This window comes from Microbacterium sp. 71-36, from assembly GCF_001898305.1.
Taxonomy (GTDB): domain Bacteria; phylum Actinomycetota; class Actinomycetes; order Actinomycetales; family Microbacteriaceae; genus Microbacterium.
Window position 1 is genome coordinate 1106785 of record NZ_MKTP01000001.1, and the last position, 17685, is coordinate 1124469.

A 17685-nucleotide genomic window follows, 5' to 3' on the forward strand; every position below is an offset into this window, starting at 1 on the left:
CACCATGACCACGACCGTCGCCTACGCCGACGTCGTCGGGCTCGCCGGCACCGACCTCGGTTGGTCGGACTACCTGGAGATCACGCAGGACCGCGTCGACCTCTTCGCCGACGCGACCGACGACCATCAGTGGATCCACACCGACCCCGCGCGCGCGAAGGACGGCCCGTTCGGCGGCGCGATCGCGCACGGCTACCTGAGCCTCTCGCTCACGGTGAAGTTCTGGACCGAGCTGCTCGACGTCACCGGCGTCACCACGAAGGTGAACTACGGCCTCGACAAGGTGCGCTTCGTCTCGCCGGTGAAGGTGGGCGCGCGCGTCCGGATGAACGCCGTCGTCGCCGAGGTGACGGAGGTGCGCGGCGGTTATCAGCTCGCCGTCGACCAGACCGTCGAGGTCGAAGGCGGCGACAAGCCCGCCGTCGTCGCCCGCGGCCTGTACCGTTTCTACGCCTGACACCCGGCGGGCGCGGATCCGACCTCGCGCCCGCCGGACCCGCCTCCCGGCATCCCTCCCCCGCTCCGGGGCGCACCGCAGCGTCCCCTCCTCGACGAAGAGACCCATGAGCACACCCGGACTCGGCGCCTGGCTCCCCCGCCGCCGCCTCAAGCACCCCGACAAGACCGCCCTGATCTTCGGCGACGACCGGCGCCTCAGCTACGCCGAGCTGGACACCGCCGTCGAGCGGGCCGCCGCCGTCTTCGCCGACCACGGCGTCGCCCGCGGCGACCGCGTCGCCTACCTCGGCGAGAACTCGCCAGAGTTCCTCCTCACGCTGTTCGGCGCGGCCCACCTCGGTGCCGTGTTCGTGCCCGTGAACACGCGCCTCGCCGCCCCCGAGATCGCGCACGTGCTCGCCGACTCCGGCGCTCGCGTGCTGGTGCACGACGCGTCGTTCGCGGATCGCGTGGCCGCGGCGGTGTCGACCTCGCCCGTCGCACACGTCATCGCCACGGGATCCTCGGGCCGCGACGGCGACCCGGGCCTCGCCAGGCTGCTGGACCGCGCGGTCTCCGCGCCGCCGCCGGCGCCCGTCGGCCTCGACGATCCCGCCGCGCTCGTCTACACCTCGGGCACCACGGGTCGCGCCAAGGGGGCGGTCCTCACGCACGGCAACCTCACGTGGGTGTCGATGAACACGATCATCGACTACGACCTCGTCTCCGCCGACGTGTCGCTGATGATCTCGCCGCTCTTCCACGTCGCCTCGCTCGGAATGGGGGCGCTCCCCGCGCTGCTCAAGGGCGCGACCGTCGTGCTCGAGAACGGGTTCGAAGCCGGACGCGCGCTCGACCTCATCGAACGCCACGGCGTCACCGTGATCTCGGGTGTGCCGACGACGTATCAACTCATGGCGGACCATCCCGAGTGGTCCCGCACCGACGTGTCGAGCCTGCGGACGCTCACGTGCGGCGGCTCGGCGGTGCCGCCGCGCATCCGCGAGGCGTACGAGGCCCGCGGACTGTCGTTCACGCAGGGCTACGGGATGACCGAGACCTCCCCCGGCGCGACGAGCCTGTCCGCCGGGATGACCCGCACGAAGGCCGGGAGCGTCGGCCTGCCGCACTTCTTCACCGACGTCCGGGTCGTCGGAGAGGACGGGATGCCGGCTCCCGCCCGCGCGGTCGGCGAGATCCAGGTGCGCGGCCCGAACGTGTTCGCCGGCTACCACGGGCAACCCGAGGCGACGACCGCCGCGTTCGCCCTGGACGGCTGGTTCCGCTCCGGCGACCTCGGCTATCTCGACGAGGACGGCTACCTCTACATCGCCGACCGGCTGAAAGACCTCATCATCTCCGGGGGCGAGAACATCTACCCCGCCGAGGTCGAGGGCCTGATCCTCGGCATCCCGGGGATCACGGGCGTCGCGGTGATCGGCATCCCGGACGAGAAGTGGGGAGAGGTGCCGATCGCCCTCGTGACGGTGGCCGAGGGGGTGTCGGTCGACACCGAGAGCGTCCGCGCGGAACTCTCCGGCCGGATCGCGAGGTACAAGATCCCGAAGACCGTGACGGTCGTGGACGACCTCCCGCGTACGGCGTCGGGCAAGGTGCGCAAAGCGGACCTGCGCGCGCGGCTGTTGTCGGCGCCCTAGTCGGCGACCGCAGGCCCCTCGAGGGCGTCGACGAGGGCGAGGCCGCGCTCGGCCCACGCGATCTCGTGGTCGGCGCGCGCCACGAACCCCTCGTACGCGAACACCTTGAACGCCACGATCGCCTCCGGGGCGTGCCGCGTGTCGGTCTCGAGGCGGCGGGCGACGATCGGGTGCGTCCGTTCGCGGATCGCGTCGAGCTGCGCCTGCCACAGCCCGCGGCGCACGCGGTAGTGCGCGATGTGTTCGCGCAGCCGCGCGCGGGCGGCATCGGGGTCGGCCCACTCGAAGTAGGCGGCTCGTAGGAGCGCGGGGTCGCGGTCGGCGCCGTATGCGACCGGCTGCTCCATCCAGCGGCGGAGGTCGTCGACGCCCTCATCGGTGATCGTGTACTGCGTCTTGGTGGTGGCTGCGCCCCACGGGACCGATTCGTCGCGGAGCAGGCCGTCGGCGACCATGCGCTTGAGCTCGGGGTAGATCTGCGAATCGGGGGCGTGCCAGACGTGCCCGACCGACCCGTGGAACGCCTTCGCGAGGTCGTACCCGGTCATCGGCTGCGCGGTCAGCAGGGCCAGCAGCGCGTAGCGCAGGCTCATCGCGGACTCCCCTCTTGCGTCGCGGCGTCCGCCCACGATATCTTCCTCGCAATATCTATGTAGATAGTTATTGAGGACGAGGAGGTCCCGTGACCGAGACGATGGCGGCCAAGCTGCTCGACTACCCCCGGAACGCCTGGTACGTGGCCGCGTGGGACCACGAGGTCACGCGCAAGCGCCCTCTCGCGCGCACCGTCGCCGGGCGACCGCTCGCGCTCTACCGCACCGAGGACGGCACGGCCGTGGCCCTGGCCGACGCGTGCTGGCACCGCCTCGCCCCGCTGTCGCAGGGCACGCTCGTCGGGCCCGGCGACATCCGCTGCCCGTACCACGGCATCACGTACGACCCCCGCGGCCGGTGCACCTCGATGCCCGCACAGGAGACGATCAACCCCAGCGCCCTGGTGCCCTCGTTCCCCGTCGTCGACCGGTACCGGTACGTGTGGGTGTGGGTCGGCGACGCGGCGCTGGCCGACCCCGATCTCATCCCCGACATGCACCAGATGACGCACCCCGACTGGACCGGCGACGGACTGACGATCCACGCGCCGTGCAACTTCCAGCTCATCCTCGACAACCTCATGGACCTCACGCACGAGGAGTTCGTCCACTCCAGCAGCATCGGCCAGAAGGAGCTCAGCGAGTCGGAGTTCGTCACGACCCACACCGAGACGACCGTCACGGTGGAACGCTGGATGCGCGACATCGAGCCGCCGCCGTTCTGGCTGAAGAACATGCGCGACAAGTTCCCCGGCTTCACCGGTCGCGTGGACCGCTGGCAGATCATCCACTTTGAGGCACCGTCGACGATCTGCATCGACGTGGGGGTCGCCGCCGCCGGCACCGGGGCACCCGAGGGGGACCGCTCGCAGGGCGTCAACGGCTACGTCATGAACACCATCACGCCCGAGACCGACCGGACGAGCCACTACTTCTGGTCGTTCCAGCGCAACTACCGCCTCGACAGCCAGCTCATCACCACGCAGCTGCGGGAGGGCGTCCACGGCGTGTTCGGCGAGGACGAGGCGATGTTGACCGCCCAGCAGGCCGCCATCGACGCCAACCCCGATTACGAGTTCTACAGCCTGAACATCGATGCCGGGGGCATGTGGGTGCGGCGGCTGCTGGAACGGATGCTGGCCGCCGAGGGCCGCGAACGCACCCCCGTGACGGTGGGCTGATGGCCGTCGCGCACCGCGAGGTGTGGCAGGGCGGCACGGTCGCCGCCGCCCGCGACCTCACGCCCGAGATCCGGCGCATCGAGATCGACGTCGACTCCCCGGTCCGGGTGGAGCCCGGCGCGCACCTCGACGTGCGCGTGCCGATCGCCGGGAAGATCGAACGGCGCTCGTATTCGATCGTGGATGCCTCGCCCGACGGCTCCCGCGTGGCGCTCAGCGTCTCCACCTCCCCCGTGAGCCGCGGCGGCGCCGCCGTCATGAACGCCCTCCGCCCCGGCGACAGGATCGAGGTGACGCAACCGCTCAACGACTTCCCCCTGCGCCTCGGCGCGCGGCGGTACGTGCTGGTCGCCGGCGGCATCGGCGTCACGGCCCTGTACGGCATGGCGGAACGCCTGCGCGCCGCGCGCGCCGACTACCGGCTGCTCTACCTCGGTCGCAGCCGCCCGCTCATGGCCTACCTCGACGACCTGGACGAACGCCACGGCGACCGGCTCGCGGTGCACGTCCGCGACGAGGGCACGTCCATGTCGGTGCCGGACCTCGTGGCATCCGTCGAGCCGGGCACCGAGATGTACGTGTGCGGACCGATCCGACTGATGGATGCCGTGCGGCGGGCCTGGATCGAGGCGGGACTGCCGCCGGCCGACCTGCGCAGCGAGACGTTCGGCAACAGCGGGTGGCACGACCCGCAGCCGTTCACCGTCCGCATCCCCTCGCTCGGCCTCGAGACCGTCGTCCCGCCCCACCAGTCGATGCTCGAGGCGCTCCAAGCCGCCGGAGCCGACATGATGTACGACTGCCGGAAGGGCGAGTGCGGGCTGTGCGAAGTCCGCGTCGCCGGACTCGACGGCGACATCGACCACCGCGACGTGTTCTACAGCGAACGGCAGCGGGACGCGCGGACGAAGATGTGCTGCTGCGTCTCTCGCGTGGTCGCGCCGGCGGGTGCCACGGGCGTCGTCACGATCCTGCCCACGTGAGGCGGGTCACACCACCAGCGGGGCGAGGGCGCGCACGGCCGGCTCCAGCGCACCGATGACCTCGGACGGGTCGTCGACGCGGTGACGCGCGCCGGAGAACCCGACCGCGCCGACCGTGACCCCCCGATCGTCGCGGAGAGGGAGGGCGAGGCATCCGGTCGTCGGGAGGATCTCGCCGCACTGCCGTGTGACGCCGAACCGGCGCACGTCGGCGGCGATCGCGCCGTCCGGCACCCGCCCCTCGGCGACCAGCAGCATCCGGCCGAGGGCGTAGCGGGCGGGTTCGCGGACCAGCCGGTCCGCGTCGCTGAGCGGGAAGTCCGGATCCGCGTCGAGGACGACGACACGTCCGTCCAGGAACAAGACCACGTGCACGCCCCCGCGCACGGCGCGCCGCGCGTCGGCGAGAAGTGCCCGCGCGGCCGCGGGCAGGCGCGCGGGTGGGGCCGTGACCCCGGCCAGTTGCGCGACGCGGGCGCCCAGCGCGAAGCCGGAGAGGTCGGGGGTGCGGACGAGGAACTCGTCCTCGACGAGAAGGTTCAGGAGCCGGTACGTGGTCGCGCGCGGGAGACCCAGTTCCGTGGAGATGCGCTGCGCGCTCACTCCGGCACCGAGGTGCGCCACGGCCTCCAGCACCGCCAGCGCCGAGCGGACGGCTCCCGGCTGCCGCGCGGCCAGTCCCGGCGGCTCAGGCATCGGTCCGCCCGGGCGGTGCGACGCCGCCGAGCACCTGGGCGGCCACGGGTTCGTCGTACGCGCCGATCGGCCGCGACCGCGGGCGCGCCGCGACGATCGCGATCCCCGCGCCGGCGAGCAGGGTCGCCGCCGTGACCGACGCCAGGGCGACGGCGTCGGTCCCGACGACGAGGAACGCCACCAGCGCCGCGGTGAGCGCCACCGCGGAGACGCCCGCGACGACCGCCGGGCCCGCGGTCAGCTCCCCGATCCGCCGGAGGAACACCGGCGCCGCGACGCACACCAGCACGTACGCGACGATGTAGCCGGTCGCCCCGACCGCGAGCGTCGCCTGCATCGCCTCGCGCGCGTCGACGCCCGCGAGCGCGAGGATGAGCGGGACGCCCCCGACCACCGGCAGCGCCGCCGCGATCGCCGTGATCGGCGTGCGCAGCCGCCGGTGGGTGCGTCCCAGGCCCGCGGGCAGCACGCCGTCACGGCTCATCGCGAACAGCACGCGCACGAGCGCCGTCACCGTACCGATCGCGCACGCGAGGAAGGATGCCGTGATCCCGATGTCAGCGGCCACGCCCCACGGCCCCAGTCCGTACGCACCCGCGAGATCGTTGACCGGAGATGCGCTGGCTGCGAGGTCGAGGCCCAGGGCGTGGAAGCCCGACGCCTGGGTCACGGCCGCCAGGACGTACACGCCCCCGCTGATCACGACGGTGCCCGTGATCGCCCGAGGGACGTTGCGCAGCGGTGCCACCGATTCCACCCCGAGGGTCGCGGCGGACTCGAACCCCACGAACGCGGTGAGCGCGACCACCGCTCCCGCGGCGAGCGCGACCGGGTCCACGGGGCCGGGCGCGAGGGTCGCGACGACGTCGGCCGGGCCGATGAGCGCGAGGAGCACGGACAGCAGCGCGACGATGAGCGCGACAGAGATCGCCTCGACCACGAGCGCCACCCGCGCCGACAGGCGGATGCCGGAGACGAGGACCGCGGCGACGAACGCGACCTCACCCAGGAGCGCCACCGTCACCGTCGTGCCGCGGTCGAGGCCGGGCCACGCGGCCCCGAGCAGGTAGCCCAGGTAGTAGGCGCCTCCGAGGAGCGCGAACATCGCGATCGCCGCGTAGCCGATCACGATCGCCGCACCGGCGACCAGCCCCGCTCGCTCCCCCAATCCGCGAGCGGTGTAGGTGTACAGCCCGCCGACGGCGGCGAAGCGGCGGGCGAACTGCGACACGGTGCGGGCGACGGCGAAGCTGAGCACCCCGGCGGCGACGATCGCGGCCACCGCAGCCCCCGGCGCGACCCCCGCGACCAGCAGGACGACCGTGGTCGCGGCCGCCGCGGGCGCGACGGCGGCGACGGACTGGGCTGCGAGGTCGACGATGCCGATGCTGCGGCGTTGCAGTCCGTGCAGGGGCGAACGCGCGCCGAAGCCGGCGACGGGCGTGGGCCGGGCGATGGCGCGGGCAAGTGCGGTCATGGTGCTCCCCGTGGACTCGGTGCGACCGTACGCCCCGGCCGTTGCCTCGGCGCGACACCGATGTTTCGCGCGCGTATCCGCCACTGAGACACCCCCAGCCACGGTGTCTCAGTCGGTGTCCCGGCACTTTCATGTCGATCACATCGGCAGGCAACGCACCGGGAGGAACCTCGGACGCACACCCGACCTCCGAAAGGCTCCGACATGACCCAGCTCGAATCGAAGGGGGCCGCCGCCGCGACCCCGCGGACCCTCCGCGGCTCCCTCGGCGTCACGGCGATCATCTTCATGGTCGTCGCCGCCGCCTCGCCGCTCACCGTCGTCGGCGGCGCCGGTCCCCTCGGCATCCTGATCGGCAACGGCGTCGGCTACCCGACCCTGTACGCCGTCAGCGCCGTCATCCTGCTCCTGTTCGCCGTGGGTCTGGCCGCGATGACGCGTCATGTGCCGCGGCCGGGCGCGTTCTTCACCTACATCGGGTACGGCCTGGGCCGGCCGTCCGGTCTCGCGGCCGCGTGGACCGCGATGCTGACCTACACGACGATCCAGGTCGCGGTGTACGGCTACATCGGCTACCTCCTCGAGATCACCGTCGTGTCGATCGGCGGACCCGACCTGGCGTGGTGGCTGTACGCACTCGCCACGGTGGGACTCGTCGGCATCCTGGGCTACCGCCACATCGACCTCTCGAGCAAGGTGCTCGGCGTGCTGCTGGTCGCCGAGGTCGCGATCGTGCTCGTGCTCGTCGCCGCGGTCGTCGTCAACGGCGGACCCGAGGGACTGAGCCTCGCCCCGTTCGAGCCGGCCAACGTCTTCAGCGGGTCGCCGGGGGTCGGTCTGATGTTCGCGATCGCCGCGTTCATCGGGTTCGAGGCCACCGCGATCTTCCGCGACGAGGCTCGCGACCCCGACCGCACGATCCCGCGCGCGACCTACGGCGCGGTCATCGGCATCGGCATCTTCTACACCCTCGCGACCTGGGGCCTGATCATGGCGTGGGGCCCGAACGGCATCCTGGCGGCCGCGGCCGAGAACCCCGCGACGCTCATGCTCCGCACCGTCGCGATCTACCTCGGCACGGTCGGCGAGGTGCTCGTGAACGTGCTGCTGCTGACGTCGATGTTCGCGTGCGTCCTGTCGTTCCACAACGTCCTCACCCGCTACCAGCACGCGATGTCGACCGCGGGGGTCCTGCCCGAGCGCCTGTCCGGCGTGCACGCCCGCCACCTGTCCCCGCACGCGTCGTCGCTGGTGCAGACGGTGACCGCCGGCATCCTGCTCGCCGTCTTCGCCGTCCTCGGACTCGACCCGCTGCTGCAGGTGTTCACGTGGCTCTCCGGGGTCGCGACCGTCGCGATCGTGGCGCTCATGGCCGTCACCTCGATCGCCGTGATCGTCTACTTCGCCCGCAACCGCGCGGACCGCCGGCCGTGGAACACCGTGATCGCGCCCGCCCTCGGGTTCGCCGGGCTCGCGGTGTCCGCCGTCGTGATCGTGGCGTACTTCCCCGTGATGGTCGGCGACGTCGACGCCGACGGCGCACCGACGTTCGGTGCGGTGACCTGGGCCCTCCTCGCCCTGGTCGTGGTCGTGCCGCTGTTCGGCTACGTCCAGGCCGCGTGGATCCGTCGCCGCCGCCCCGCCGCGTACGCCAAGCTCACCGACGCCATCGCCGGTTGATCCCCCGTCCCCCACCCGCACCACCCAGGAAGACACCATGACCCTCACCGATCCCACCGTCTCCGCCTACGACGCGCCGGAGGCTCCCGCCCACCCGCTCGGTTCCCTGACCCCCGCGGAGATCACCGCGGTCCGCACGATCGTCGCCGGCCTCGACGGCGTCGACGAGGCGACCCGTTTCGCCTACGTCGGCCTCGAGGAGGCACCGAAGGGCGAGGTCCTGGCGTGGGAGGCGGGCGAAGCGCCCGCCCCCGAGCGCCGCGCCCGCGTGCAGCTGCTGAACCTCCGCACCGCGCACTCCCTCGACCTCGTCGTCTCGCTCGCGACCGGCACGGTGCTCCGTTCCACCGAGCTCGACGGATCCGACGGGCAGCTGCCGATCCTGGACGCCGAGTTCGAAGAGGTCGGCGTCATCGCGAACGAGGACGAGGCGTGGGTGGCCGCTCTCGCCGCCCGCGGCCTCACGACCGAGAACGTGGTGCTCGTACCCCTGTCGGCTGGGCACTACGGCTACGAGGACGAGGTGGGCCGTCGCATCCTCCGCACCTTCGCGTTCCGTCAGGACCACCCCGCCGACCACCCGTGGGCGCACCCGGTCGACGGCCTCACCGCCTACATCGACGTCGCCGACCGCCGGATCATCGAGATCGTCGACACCCCGGGCTTCACCGTGCCCGAGACGCACGGCAACTTCGACGACCCCGAGCTGCAGGGACCGCCGCTGGAGGGGCTGAAGCCGATCGTCATCACACAGCCCGAGGGCTCGAGCTTCACGGTCGACGACGAGCACGTCACGTGGGGCGAGTGGGACCTGCGCATCGGCTTCGACACCCGCGAGGGACTCATCCTGCGCCAGCTCTCGTTCGCGGGTCGCCCGGTGATGTACCGCGGGTCCATCAGCGAGATGGTCGTGCCCTACGCCGACCCGGCACCGAACCGCTTCTGGCAGAACTACTTCGACACCGGCGAGTACCTGTTCGGCCGCTACACGAACGAACTCGAACTCGGCTGCGACTGCGTCGGCGACATCACGTACGTCGACGCCGTGCTGTCGGACGAGAACGGGATGCCGCGCACCATCCGAAACGCGGTGTGCATGCACGAGGAGGACTTCGGCTCCCTGTGGAAGCACACCGACATCTTCACCGGGTCGAGCGAGGTCCGTCGCTCACGGCGTCTCGTGATCTCGTTCTTCACCACGGTCGGCAACTACGACTACGGCTTCTACTGGTACCTCTACCTCGACGGCACCATCGAGTGCGAGGCCAAGCTCACCGGCATCCTGTTCACCTCCGCCTACCCGGGCGAGGGCTACCCCTTCGCGTCGGAGGTCGCGCCGGGGCTGGGGGCGCCGTACCACCAGCACCTCTTCTCAGCGCGGCTGGACATGACCGTCGACGGTGTCGCGAACGTCGTGAACGAGATCGACGCGGTGCGACTGCCGATCTCGGCCACCAATCCCGCCGGCAACGCCTTCACCAAGAAGGTCACGCCGATCGCGTCGGAGAAGGTGTCGGGCCGCGTCGCCGACGGCGCGGTGAACCGGGTGTGGCAGATCGCCTCGACCGAGAAGACCACCGAGCGCGGGCAGGCGACCTCGTACGTGCTCTTCCCGACCGAGACGCCCGTGCTCCTCGCCGACGAGGCCTCGTCGATCGCCGCGCGCGCGGCGTTCGCGACGAAGAACCTCTTCGTCACCAAGTACGACCCGGCCGAGCGCTACGCCGCCGGCGACTTCGTGAACCAGCACCCCGGCGGGGCCGGCATCCCGGACTTCATCTCGGGCGACGAGCCGCTCGTGGGCGAGGACGTCGTGCTGTGGCACACGTTCGGCCTCACGCACTTCCCGCGCAACGAGGACTGGCCGGTCATGCCCATGGACTACGCCAAGTTCACGCTCAAGCCGTACAACTTCTTCGAGCGCAGCCCCGTGCTGAACGTCCCGGCACCGGCGAACACGCACTGCGCTCCGGCGTCGCACCCCGCCGCGCACGGCGAATCGTCGGCATCCGGGTGCCACTGCTGAATCGATGAGCGAGATCCTCCACCTGTGGGCGGTCGCCCCCGCCGCGATCGGAACGTGCTGTCTGGCCGCCGATCGCGCGCGGGTGCGGCCGCCCGAGGTCGTGGCGGCGGCCGTCATGCTGCTGGCGATGGTGGATGCCGCCGCGTTCGGTGTGGTCGCCCCGGTGTACTGGACCGCGCTGCTGCTCGCGGCGGCGCTGGGCCTGGCGATCTGGCGCCGTCCGCGCCAGCGGCGCGCGCCGCGGGTGCCGGCGCTGATGACGCTGCACACCACGCTCGGCATGGTCGTCATGGCCGGGCTGCAGCTCGCGATGGGCGGACACGCGACGGCCTCGGACCACACGCACGGGCTCTCACCGACCCCCCTGCTCGCGGCGGCGGCGATCGGCTACGGCGTGCTGTCGGTCACCGCGATGCGGCGGATGCCGGCGCGTCTGGACCGCGCGCAGATCGGCGCGATGGCGGTGTCTGTGGGCCTCATGGCGGTGGCGATGGTGTGACCGCAGCCGGGAACACCGCCGGTGAGCGGAGGGGAAACAGCGACGGGAGGACGAATCCGCAGAATTCGTCCTCCCGTCCCCGAATCTCCTCCCGGGCCGACGCGCTCAGCCGGGCCGACGCGCTCAGCGGGTGAAGCGCAGGGTCACGAGCTGGAACGGGCGCAGGGCCAGCTCCACCGTCGTGTCGTCGGCATCCACGACCGCAGCGGCCGCGACCGGTCGCTCGAGCAGGTCGGTCTCGACCGCGCCGGAGGCGGCGAATCCGACCGCCACCCGCGCGCGGGTGCGACGCCCCAGCGCCTCGTACAGCCGCACGATCACGTCACCGGAGCCGTCGTGCACGAGCTTGACCGCCTCCACGACGACCCCCTCGTCGTCGACGGCCACCAGCGGGGCGACCTCTTCCGCACTCGCCCCCTCGATCACACGCAGCGGCAGGTTGGTGCGGTAGCCCTCGACGACGGCGTCCTCGACCTCGGCGCCGACGACGATGCCCACCTCGAGGTGATGCGCGCCCTGGTCCTGCTGAGGGTCGGGGAACAGTGCGCCGCGGATGATCGACAGCCGGACCAGGGAGTACGTGCCGCCGGCCTCGCGCGCGTGGCGGGTGATGTCGTGGCCGTAGGTCGAGTCGTTCGTCACGGCGACGCCGAAGCCGCTCTCGCCCACGCGCACCCACCGATGGGCGGCGGTCTCGAAGCGCGCGGCATCCCAGGAGGTGTTCGTGTGGGTCGGACGGCTGATGTGGCCGAACTGGATCTCGGATGCCGCCCGGTCGGTGTGCACGTCGACGGGGACGGCGAGCTTGAGCAGCTGCTGCTGCTCGTGCCAGTCGATGTCGATCGACAGGCGCACCGTGCGCGCGCCCGCGGCGAGCGCGATGCGGGTGGTCAGGTGCGAGTCGCCGAAGGTCCGCTCGACCACGACCGCGTCGCCGTCGATGCGCACCGCCTGCGCGGAGTCGAGCGGGGTGACGTGGCGGCGGTAGGTCTCGTCGATGTCCCACGCGTCCCACTGGGTGGGCGTGTCGCGGAACAGCTGGAACAGGCCGGCGGCCTGCCCCTCGGGGACGATCTCGCGACCGGATGCCACCTCTACGAGCGAGATGATCAGACCCCGGGCGTCGATCACGGCGTGGACGACGCCGTTGTCGAGCACGAAGCCCGCCCCCTCCGCGCGCGGGGCGACATCGCGGACGGCCGGAGCCGCCGCGATCGCGAGGGCCGGGGCACCGGAGCGGGTGTGCGGGGCGGCGTTGGCCACGAGCGTGCGGTCGCCCTCCCCCGCGAGCGCGCGCAGGGCGTCGGCGATGATCTGCTCGAGCTCGGTCGCGATCGCGCCGTAGTTGCGCTCGGCATCCCGGTGCACCCAGGCGATGGAGGTGCCGGGGAGGATGTCGTGGAACTGCTGCAGCAGCACGAGCTGCCACAGGCGCCGGAACGCCTCCGCGGGGTACGCGGCGCCCGTGCGGACGGCGGCGGTCGCGGCCCACAGCTCGGCTTCGCGGAGCAGGTGTTCGCTGCGGCGGTTGCCCTGCTTCGTGCGCAGCTGGCTGGTGTAGGTGCCGCGGTGGAACTCCAGGTACAGCTCCCCCGCCCACACGGCCGGGTCGGCGTATTCGGCCTCGGCGGTCTCGAAGAACTCCCGCGGCGTGGAGTGCTTCACGATCGGCGCACCCTCGAGCGAGTGCGCGCGGGCGATCGTCGCGGTCATCTCGCGCGTGGGGCCGCCGCCGCCGTCGCCGAAGCCGTACGGCAGGAGGGACGTCCGCGCGCGGCCCTTGTCGGCGAAGTTGCGCTCGGCGTGCGCGAGGTCGGCCGCGGTGACCTCGGAGTTGTACTTGTCGACGGGCGGGAAGTGCGTGAAGATGCGCGAGCCGTCGATGCCCTCCCACTGGAAGGTGTGGTGCGGGATGCGGTTGGTCTCGTTCCACGAGATCTTCTGCGTCAGGAACCAACGGGCACCGGCGGCCTTCATGATCTGCGGCAGGGCGCCGCTGTAGCCGAACGAGTCGGGCAGCCACACCTCCTCGGTGTCGATGCCGAACTCCTCCTGGAAGAAGGTCTTGCCCTCGAGGAACTGGCGGGCCATCGCCTCGCCGCCGACCATGTTGGTGTCGGACTCGACCCACATGCCGCCCACGGGCACGAAGCGCCCCTCGGCGACGCGCTCCTTCAGCCGCTCCCAGAGCGCCGGGTAGTGCTGCTTCATCCACGCGAACTGCTGCGCCGACGAGCTGGCGAAGACGAACTCGGGGTCTTCGTCCATGAGCGACAGCACGTTCGAGAACGTGCGCGAGACCTTCCGCGCCGTCTCCCGCACCGGCCACAGCCACGCCGAATCGATGTGCGCGTGACCGACGGCGTGCAGCACGTGGGCGCTGGATGCCGCGGGCGCCGCGAGCAGCGGAGCGAGCACGTCGCGGCCGGCCTGCGCGGTGGCGGCGACGTCGTGCGGGTCGACGGCGTCGATCGCGGCATCCATCGCCTCCACCAGCGTTGCCCGGCGGGCCGAGGTCGCGTCGAGTTCGTCGATGAGGCCGCGCAGCAGACGGAAGTCCGCCAGCAGTTCCCACACCGCGAGGTCGCGCAGACCGATCGACATGTCGCGGAGCGTGTAGAGAGGAGCGTCTCCGGCGGTGGCGGGGTCGCCGAGGGGGGTCGGCTCGAACGAGAAGAGGCTGCCCACGTCGGGGTTCGACGCGGCCTCCACGAGCACGTCGACGCGACCGTCGGCGTCGAGGGCCGCGGAGGTGGCGTTGTTGAACGGAGACACGCCCTTGATCGGCGCGCCCTGGCGGTTCCACACGAGGGCCTCGCACTGGAAGCCGCTCTGCCCGGCGGTGAAGCCCAGGTCGATGACGAGCTCGGCGACCGTGCCGGCGGGCAGCGCGCCGTCGGCGTCGCGCCACGCGGCAGGGATCTCCCCCGACACGGCGAACCAGGTGGTCCCCCACGCCCGGCCCCACGGCGTCCCGACGGCGAACGGACGGTACTCGGCGGCGGCGGCCTCGGCGAAGGTCACGGGCTCGCCCGGGGCCTCCCAGGCCGAGATGCCGAGGGGGTGGCGGGCGCGGTAGACGGCGGGAGCGAGGCGCTCGCGGACGAAGCGGTCGATGCGCATCTCGATGAGCGCGGTGCGGTCGTGCATGAAGAGTTCCTTGTCTGGGGGGGACGGGTCAGCCCTTGACCGCGCCGGCGAGAGCCGACGGGCCGCCGAGCCCGCGCTGCACGAGGACGTACAGGCCGAGGACCGGAAGGGAGTAGACGATCGAGTAGGCCGCGAGCTGGCCGTAGGCCACCGCTCCGAACGAGCCGAAGAAGTTGAAGATGCTGACCGCGGCCGGCTGGTAGTCGGGGCTGAGCAGCAGCACGAAGGGGACGAAGAAGTTCCCCCACGCCTGGATGAAGGTGAAGATGAACACCACCGCGATCCCCGGGCGCATGAGCGGCAGCACGATCTGCACGAGCGTGCGCAGGGATCCCGCGCCGTCCATCCAGGCCGCGTGCTCCAGCTCGACGGGGACGCCGTCCATGAAGTTCTTCATCATCCAGATGGCGATCGGCAGGGCGCTCGCGGTGAGGAACAGGATCGTCCCCCCGATGGAGTCGATGAGGTTCAGCTGCACGAACAGGCTGTAGACCGGCACCATGATCGCGGTGATCGGAAGGCACGTGCCGAACAGCACCGCGTAGAGGAAGGGCTTTCCGACGCGCATCCTGTAGCGCGACAGCGGGTAGGCCGCGAGCGAGGCGAGCACCACGGTGGCGATCGCCGTGCCGCCGGCGAGCATCACGCTGTTCCACAGCGGCAGGAACAGCAGGTCGGGCTTCATCACCGCGGCGAAGTTGTCGAGGGTGATGACCTCGGGCATCTTGATCGCGAGCGTGGGTTGGGCATCGAGCGACGCCGTGACGAGCCACACCAGCGGAACGACGAACAGGATGCCGATGACGATGAGCAGCGTGTTGCTGAGGACGCGCAACGCCCGCGCGCGCGGTGACGAGAGCGAGGTCTTCGTGCGCTTCGGGGCACGCCGCGCGCGGGTGCCCACGACCTCGGGGAGGGTGGTGGTGGTCACGACGAGACCTCCTCGCGCAGCGCGCGGACATAGAAGAACGAGAAGACCGCGCCGATGAGGAGCATGATCGTGGCGATCGCGGTGCCATAGCCCAGCTCGCCGAACTTCAGGCCCTGCTGGTACGCGAGGATCGGCAGCGTCGTGCTCTTGGTGCCCGGGCCGCCGCCGGTCATGACGAAGATGAGCGTGAAGACCGAGAGGGTCTGCAACGTCACGATCATCGAGTTCGTGCCGATGGTCGAGCGGATCATCGGGATGGTGACGAGCAAGAGGCGCTTGATGCCGCTGGCCCCGTCGACCTCGGCCGCCTCGGTGATCTCGGGCGGCACGTCGGACAGCGCCGCGGAGTACACCATCATCGAGAACGCCGTGCCGCGCCAGATGTTGGCGAAGATCACCATGAGCACCGGCATCGTGAACAGCCAGCTCACGGGCTCGAGGCCGAAGACGCCGAGGACGGCGTTGAGGGTTCCGTTGTCGCGGAAGAACGCGTAGGCGGCGAAGGCCGCGACGATCTCGGGGAGCACCCACGCGGTCACCACGATCGTTCCGACGACGGCGGTGACGATGCGGTTGCCCGAGCGCATCATGAGCGCGAGGGCGAGGCCGAGGACGTTCTGCCCGACGACGGCGGAGAAGAACACGAAGACGATCGTGTTGATCACCGCGACCGGGAAGTCGGGCGAGGCGAACAGCTGGGTGTAGTTCTGGAAGCCGACGAACTGCGAGTCGACGGCGGTCGAGCCCGAGAGCGTGGCGTTGGTCAGGGAGCCCCACAGCGACACCAGGATCGGGCCGAGCAGGAAGACCGCCAGAAGCAGCGCGGCGGGGAGCAGCGGGAGCGCCCGGACCGACGACCGGAGGCCGCGCGTGGTGGCGCGCGACCTCCGGCCGGGGCCGGTCGCCCCGGTGATGGCCGGGGCGGTCATGATCAGCCCTTCTGGGTGTTCTCTTCGCCGACGATGCCGATGACGGCCTGGTCGTAGGCGGCTGCCGCGTCGTCGACGCTGGACTGGCCGGTCATGACCGCTTCCATCGCGACCTGGATCTGGTTGGAGATCTTGTCGTAGTCCTCGGTGGCGGGACGGAAGTGGGTGGTGTCGACGAAGCTCGAGAAGGTCTCGAAGCTCGGGTTGGCGCCGAGGTACTCGGTCGACTTGGCCACGTCCGCACGGACGGCGATCTGGCTGTTGTCGATGTCGTACGCGGTGGCGTTGTCCTTGTTGACCGCGGTGGTGAGGAACTCCCACGCCAGGTCGGCGTTCTTGGTGTTCTTGCCGAGGGCGAGGGTCCAGCCGCCGGACATGCTCGTCGTGCCGGGCGCCTGACCCTTCTGGGTCGGCATGGCGGCGATGCCGAGGGTGTCGCTCCACTGGGGCCACGGGGCGGTGCCGCCGTCGATCCAGGCGGCGGACTGCCACGAGCCGTCGAGCGCGATGGCCAGCTTGCTCGAGGGCAGCCAGTCCGCGGTGACGCTGGTGAAGATGTTCGGGTCGAGCGCCTGCTGCAGCGACGGTCCGAGACCGCCCTGGTAGACGTCGGAGATGAACTTCAGCGAGTCCTTGAAGCCCTGGCTGCCCACGACCCACTTCTTCGACGAGGTGTCGTAGAGGGTGTCGTCGGTGCCGTAGAGGAGCATCTCCAGGCCCTGCATGGAGGCCGCCTCACCGGCGGTCTTGCCCGAGTAGACGTTGATCGGGATCACGTCGGGGTCGGCGGCCTTGACCTTCTCGGCGGCGGAGAGGATGTCGGCCCAGGTCTTGGGCTGCCACGGCACGGGGATGCCGGCCTTGGCGAAGAGGTCCTTGTTGTACCAGAGGCCGCGGGTGTCGGTGCCGAGCGAGACACCGTAGGTCTTGCCGTCGGGGCCGAGGCCGGCCTGCTTGGCGCCTTCGGCGAACTGCGACCAGTCGTCCCACTTCGCGAGGTAGTCGTCGAGCGGCAGGAGATAGCCGGCCGCGGCGTCGGACTGGATCTTGAACGTGTCTTCGTACTGCACGTCGGGGGCGGTGCTGGCCGACTTGTTCATCAGCGCGAGCTTCGTGTAGTAGTCCGGCCCCTCGGCCTGGATGGGAACGAGCTCGACCGTCACACCTTCGTGGCTGGCCTCGAACTGCTTCTTGGCGTTCTCCATCAGCGTCTGCATCTGGTTGAACGTGGCCGTGGTCTGGTACGCGACACGGATCGTGTTCGCGTCTGCGCTGCTGCCGCCCCCGCCGGCGCAGCCGGCCAGAGCGACGGTCAGCGCTGCGGCGGTCATGAGACCGCCGGCAATCGTCGTCGATTTCTTCATGGAAGCTCCCTTGCTCGGGTGGGACATCTCGTCGCCGAGATCTTTTATAAATCAAATGGACTAAAGCGGCAAGTTCTTCG

The 17685-nt window shown here is 71.0% G+C and carries 14 protein-coding genes; 7 read left to right on the forward strand and 7 right to left on the reverse strand.

From position 1 onward, the window contains the following. Positions 1-4 precede the first annotated feature (4 nt). Together BGO45_RS05430 and BGO45_RS05435 are read left to right on the forward strand one after the other, a co-directional pair. Positions 5-457 (forward strand): MaoC family dehydratase, encoded by a 453-nt coding sequence (locus BGO45_RS05430; RefSeq protein WP_292691590.1) that lies wholly within the window; start codon positions 5-7, stop codon positions 455-457. Positions 458-563: 106 nt separating this feature from the next. Next, entirely contained in the window at positions 564-2096 is a 1533-nt protein-coding gene (locus tag BGO45_RS05435; RefSeq protein ID WP_292691592.1) for a long-chain fatty acid--CoA ligase, read from the forward strand. On the opposite strand, the gene BGO45_RS05440 is transcribed toward BGO45_RS05435, so the two are convergent. Next, the gene (locus BGO45_RS05440; RefSeq protein WP_292691594.1) at positions 2093-2689 is read right to left on the reverse strand and encodes a PadR family transcriptional regulator; all 597 of its coding nucleotides are present in this window, start codon (positions 2687-2689) and stop codon (positions 2093-2095) included. The genes BGO45_RS05435 and BGO45_RS05440 overlap by 4 nt on opposite strands. Positions 2690-2790: 101 nt before the next feature. Between BGO45_RS05440 and BGO45_RS05445 the strand changes: the two genes are divergently transcribed. Both BGO45_RS05445 and BGO45_RS05450 read left to right on the forward strand, forming a co-directional pair. Continuing rightward, complete coding sequence (locus BGO45_RS05445; protein ID WP_292692884.1) at positions 2791-3870, forward strand: aromatic ring-hydroxylating dioxygenase subunit alpha; 1080 nt, start codon at positions 2791-2793, stop codon at positions 3868-3870. Further along, positions 3870-4853 (forward strand): PDR/VanB family oxidoreductase, encoded by a 984-nt coding sequence (locus tag BGO45_RS05450; protein ID WP_292691596.1) that lies wholly within the window; start codon positions 3870-3872, stop codon positions 4851-4853. The genes BGO45_RS05445 and BGO45_RS05450 overlap by 1 nt, the downstream gene beginning before the upstream one ends. A 6-nt stretch (positions 4854-4859) precedes the next feature. Here the strand turns inward: BGO45_RS05450 and BGO45_RS05455 are convergent, their stop codons facing one another. Further along, positions 4860-5549, reverse strand: coding sequence for a helix-turn-helix domain-containing protein (locus BGO45_RS05455; RefSeq protein WP_292691598.1), 690 nt, complete (start codon positions 5547-5549; stop codon positions 4860-4862). Further along, positions 5542-7026, reverse strand: coding sequence for an APC family permease (locus BGO45_RS05460; protein ID WP_292691600.1), 1485 nt, complete (start codon positions 7024-7026; stop codon positions 5542-5544). The genes BGO45_RS05455 and BGO45_RS05460 overlap by 8 nt, the downstream gene beginning before the upstream one ends. Positions 7027-7230: 204 nt before the next feature. Here BGO45_RS05460 and BGO45_RS05465 point away from each other — a divergent pair, with 204 nt between their 5' ends. Genes BGO45_RS05465 through BGO45_RS05475 form a run of 3 tightly spaced genes read left to right on the forward strand, consistent with a single transcriptional unit; the run spans position 7231 to position 11231 of the window. Continuing rightward, the gene (locus BGO45_RS05465) at positions 7231-8706 is read left to right on the forward strand and encodes an APC family permease (RefSeq protein ID WP_292691601.1); all 1476 of its coding nucleotides are present in this window, start codon (positions 7231-7233) and stop codon (positions 8704-8706) included. A 37-nt stretch (positions 8707-8743) separates the two neighbouring features. Further along, complete coding sequence (locus BGO45_RS05470) at positions 8744-10732, forward strand: primary-amine oxidase (RefSeq protein ID WP_292691603.1); 1989 nt, start codon at positions 8744-8746, stop codon at positions 10730-10732. A gap of 4 nt (positions 10733-10736) precedes the next feature. Next, positions 10737-11231: a hypothetical protein gene (locus BGO45_RS05475; RefSeq protein ID WP_292691605.1), complete on the forward strand. Its 495-nt coding sequence runs from the start codon at positions 10737-10739 to the stop codon at positions 11229-11231. A 123-nt stretch (positions 11232-11354) separates the two neighbouring features. Here the strand turns inward: BGO45_RS05475 and BGO45_RS05480 are convergent, their stop codons facing one another. Genes BGO45_RS05480 through BGO45_RS05495 form a run of 4 tightly spaced genes read right to left on the reverse strand, consistent with a single transcriptional unit; the run spans position 11355 to position 17605 of the window. Next, positions 11355-14381 (reverse strand): glycoside hydrolase family 38 C-terminal domain-containing protein, encoded by a 3027-nt coding sequence (locus BGO45_RS05480; RefSeq protein ID WP_292691607.1) that lies wholly within the window; start codon positions 14379-14381, stop codon positions 11355-11357. A gap of 28 nt (positions 14382-14409) precedes the next feature. Continuing rightward, positions 14410-15312, reverse strand: a complete 903-nt coding sequence (locus BGO45_RS05485) for a carbohydrate ABC transporter permease (protein WP_292691608.1) — start codon at positions 15310-15312, stop codon at positions 14410-14412. Next, positions 15309-16241, reverse strand: coding sequence for a carbohydrate ABC transporter permease (locus BGO45_RS05490; RefSeq protein ID WP_292691610.1), 933 nt, complete (start codon positions 16239-16241; stop codon positions 15309-15311). The genes BGO45_RS05485 and BGO45_RS05490 overlap by 4 nt, the downstream gene beginning before the upstream one ends. 2 nt (positions 16242-16243) lie before the next feature. Beyond that, a complete protein-coding gene (locus BGO45_RS05495) occupies positions 16244-17605 on the reverse strand; it encodes an extracellular solute-binding protein (RefSeq protein WP_292691613.1) in 1362 nt (453 codons plus the stop codon). Between the last annotated feature and the right edge of the window lie 80 nt (positions 17606-17685).

Coding starts and splice junctions, on each gene's coding strand:
- BGO45_RS05440 (WP_292691594.1), bottom strand. CDS start 2,689: ATGAGCCTGCGCTACGCGCTGCTGGCCCTGCTGACCGCGCAGCCGATG.
- BGO45_RS05495 (WP_292691613.1), bottom strand. CDS start 17,605: ATGAAGAAATCGACGACGATTGCCGGCGGTCTCATGACCGCCGCAGCG.
- BGO45_RS05465 (WP_292691601.1), top strand. CDS start 7,231: ATGACCCAGCTCGAATCGAAGGGGGCCGCCGCCGCGACCCCGCGGACC.
- BGO45_RS05445 (WP_292692884.1), top strand. CDS start 2,791: ATGGCGGCCAAGCTGCTCGACTACCCCCGGAACGCCTGGTACGTGGCC.
- BGO45_RS05480 (WP_292691607.1), bottom strand. CDS start 14,381: ATGCACGACCGCACCGCGCTCATCGAGATGCGCATCGACCGCTTCGTC.
- BGO45_RS05435 (WP_292691592.1), top strand. CDS start 564: ATGAGCACACCCGGACTCGGCGCCTGGCTCCCCCGCCGCCGCCTCAAG.
- BGO45_RS05455 (WP_292691598.1), bottom strand. CDS start 5,549: ATGCCTGAGCCGCCGGGACTGGCCGCGCGGCAGCCGGGAGCCGTCCGC.
- BGO45_RS05430 (WP_292691590.1), top strand. CDS start 5: ATGACCACGACCGTCGCCTACGCCGACGTCGTCGGGCTCGCCGGCACC.
- BGO45_RS05475 (WP_292691605.1), top strand. CDS start 10,737: ATGAGCGAGATCCTCCACCTGTGGGCGGTCGCCCCCGCCGCGATCGGA.
- BGO45_RS05450 (WP_292691596.1), top strand. CDS start 3,870: ATGGCCGTCGCGCACCGCGAGGTGTGGCAGGGCGGCACGGTCGCCGCC.
- BGO45_RS05460 (WP_292691600.1), bottom strand. CDS start 7,026: ATGACCGCACTTGCCCGCGCCATCGCCCGGCCCACGCCCGTCGCCGGC.
- BGO45_RS05470 (WP_292691603.1), top strand. CDS start 8,744: ATGACCCTCACCGATCCCACCGTCTCCGCCTACGACGCGCCGGAGGCT.
- BGO45_RS05490 (WP_292691610.1), bottom strand. CDS start 16,241: ATGACCGCCCCGGCCATCACCGGGGCGACCGGCCCCGGCCGGAGGTCG.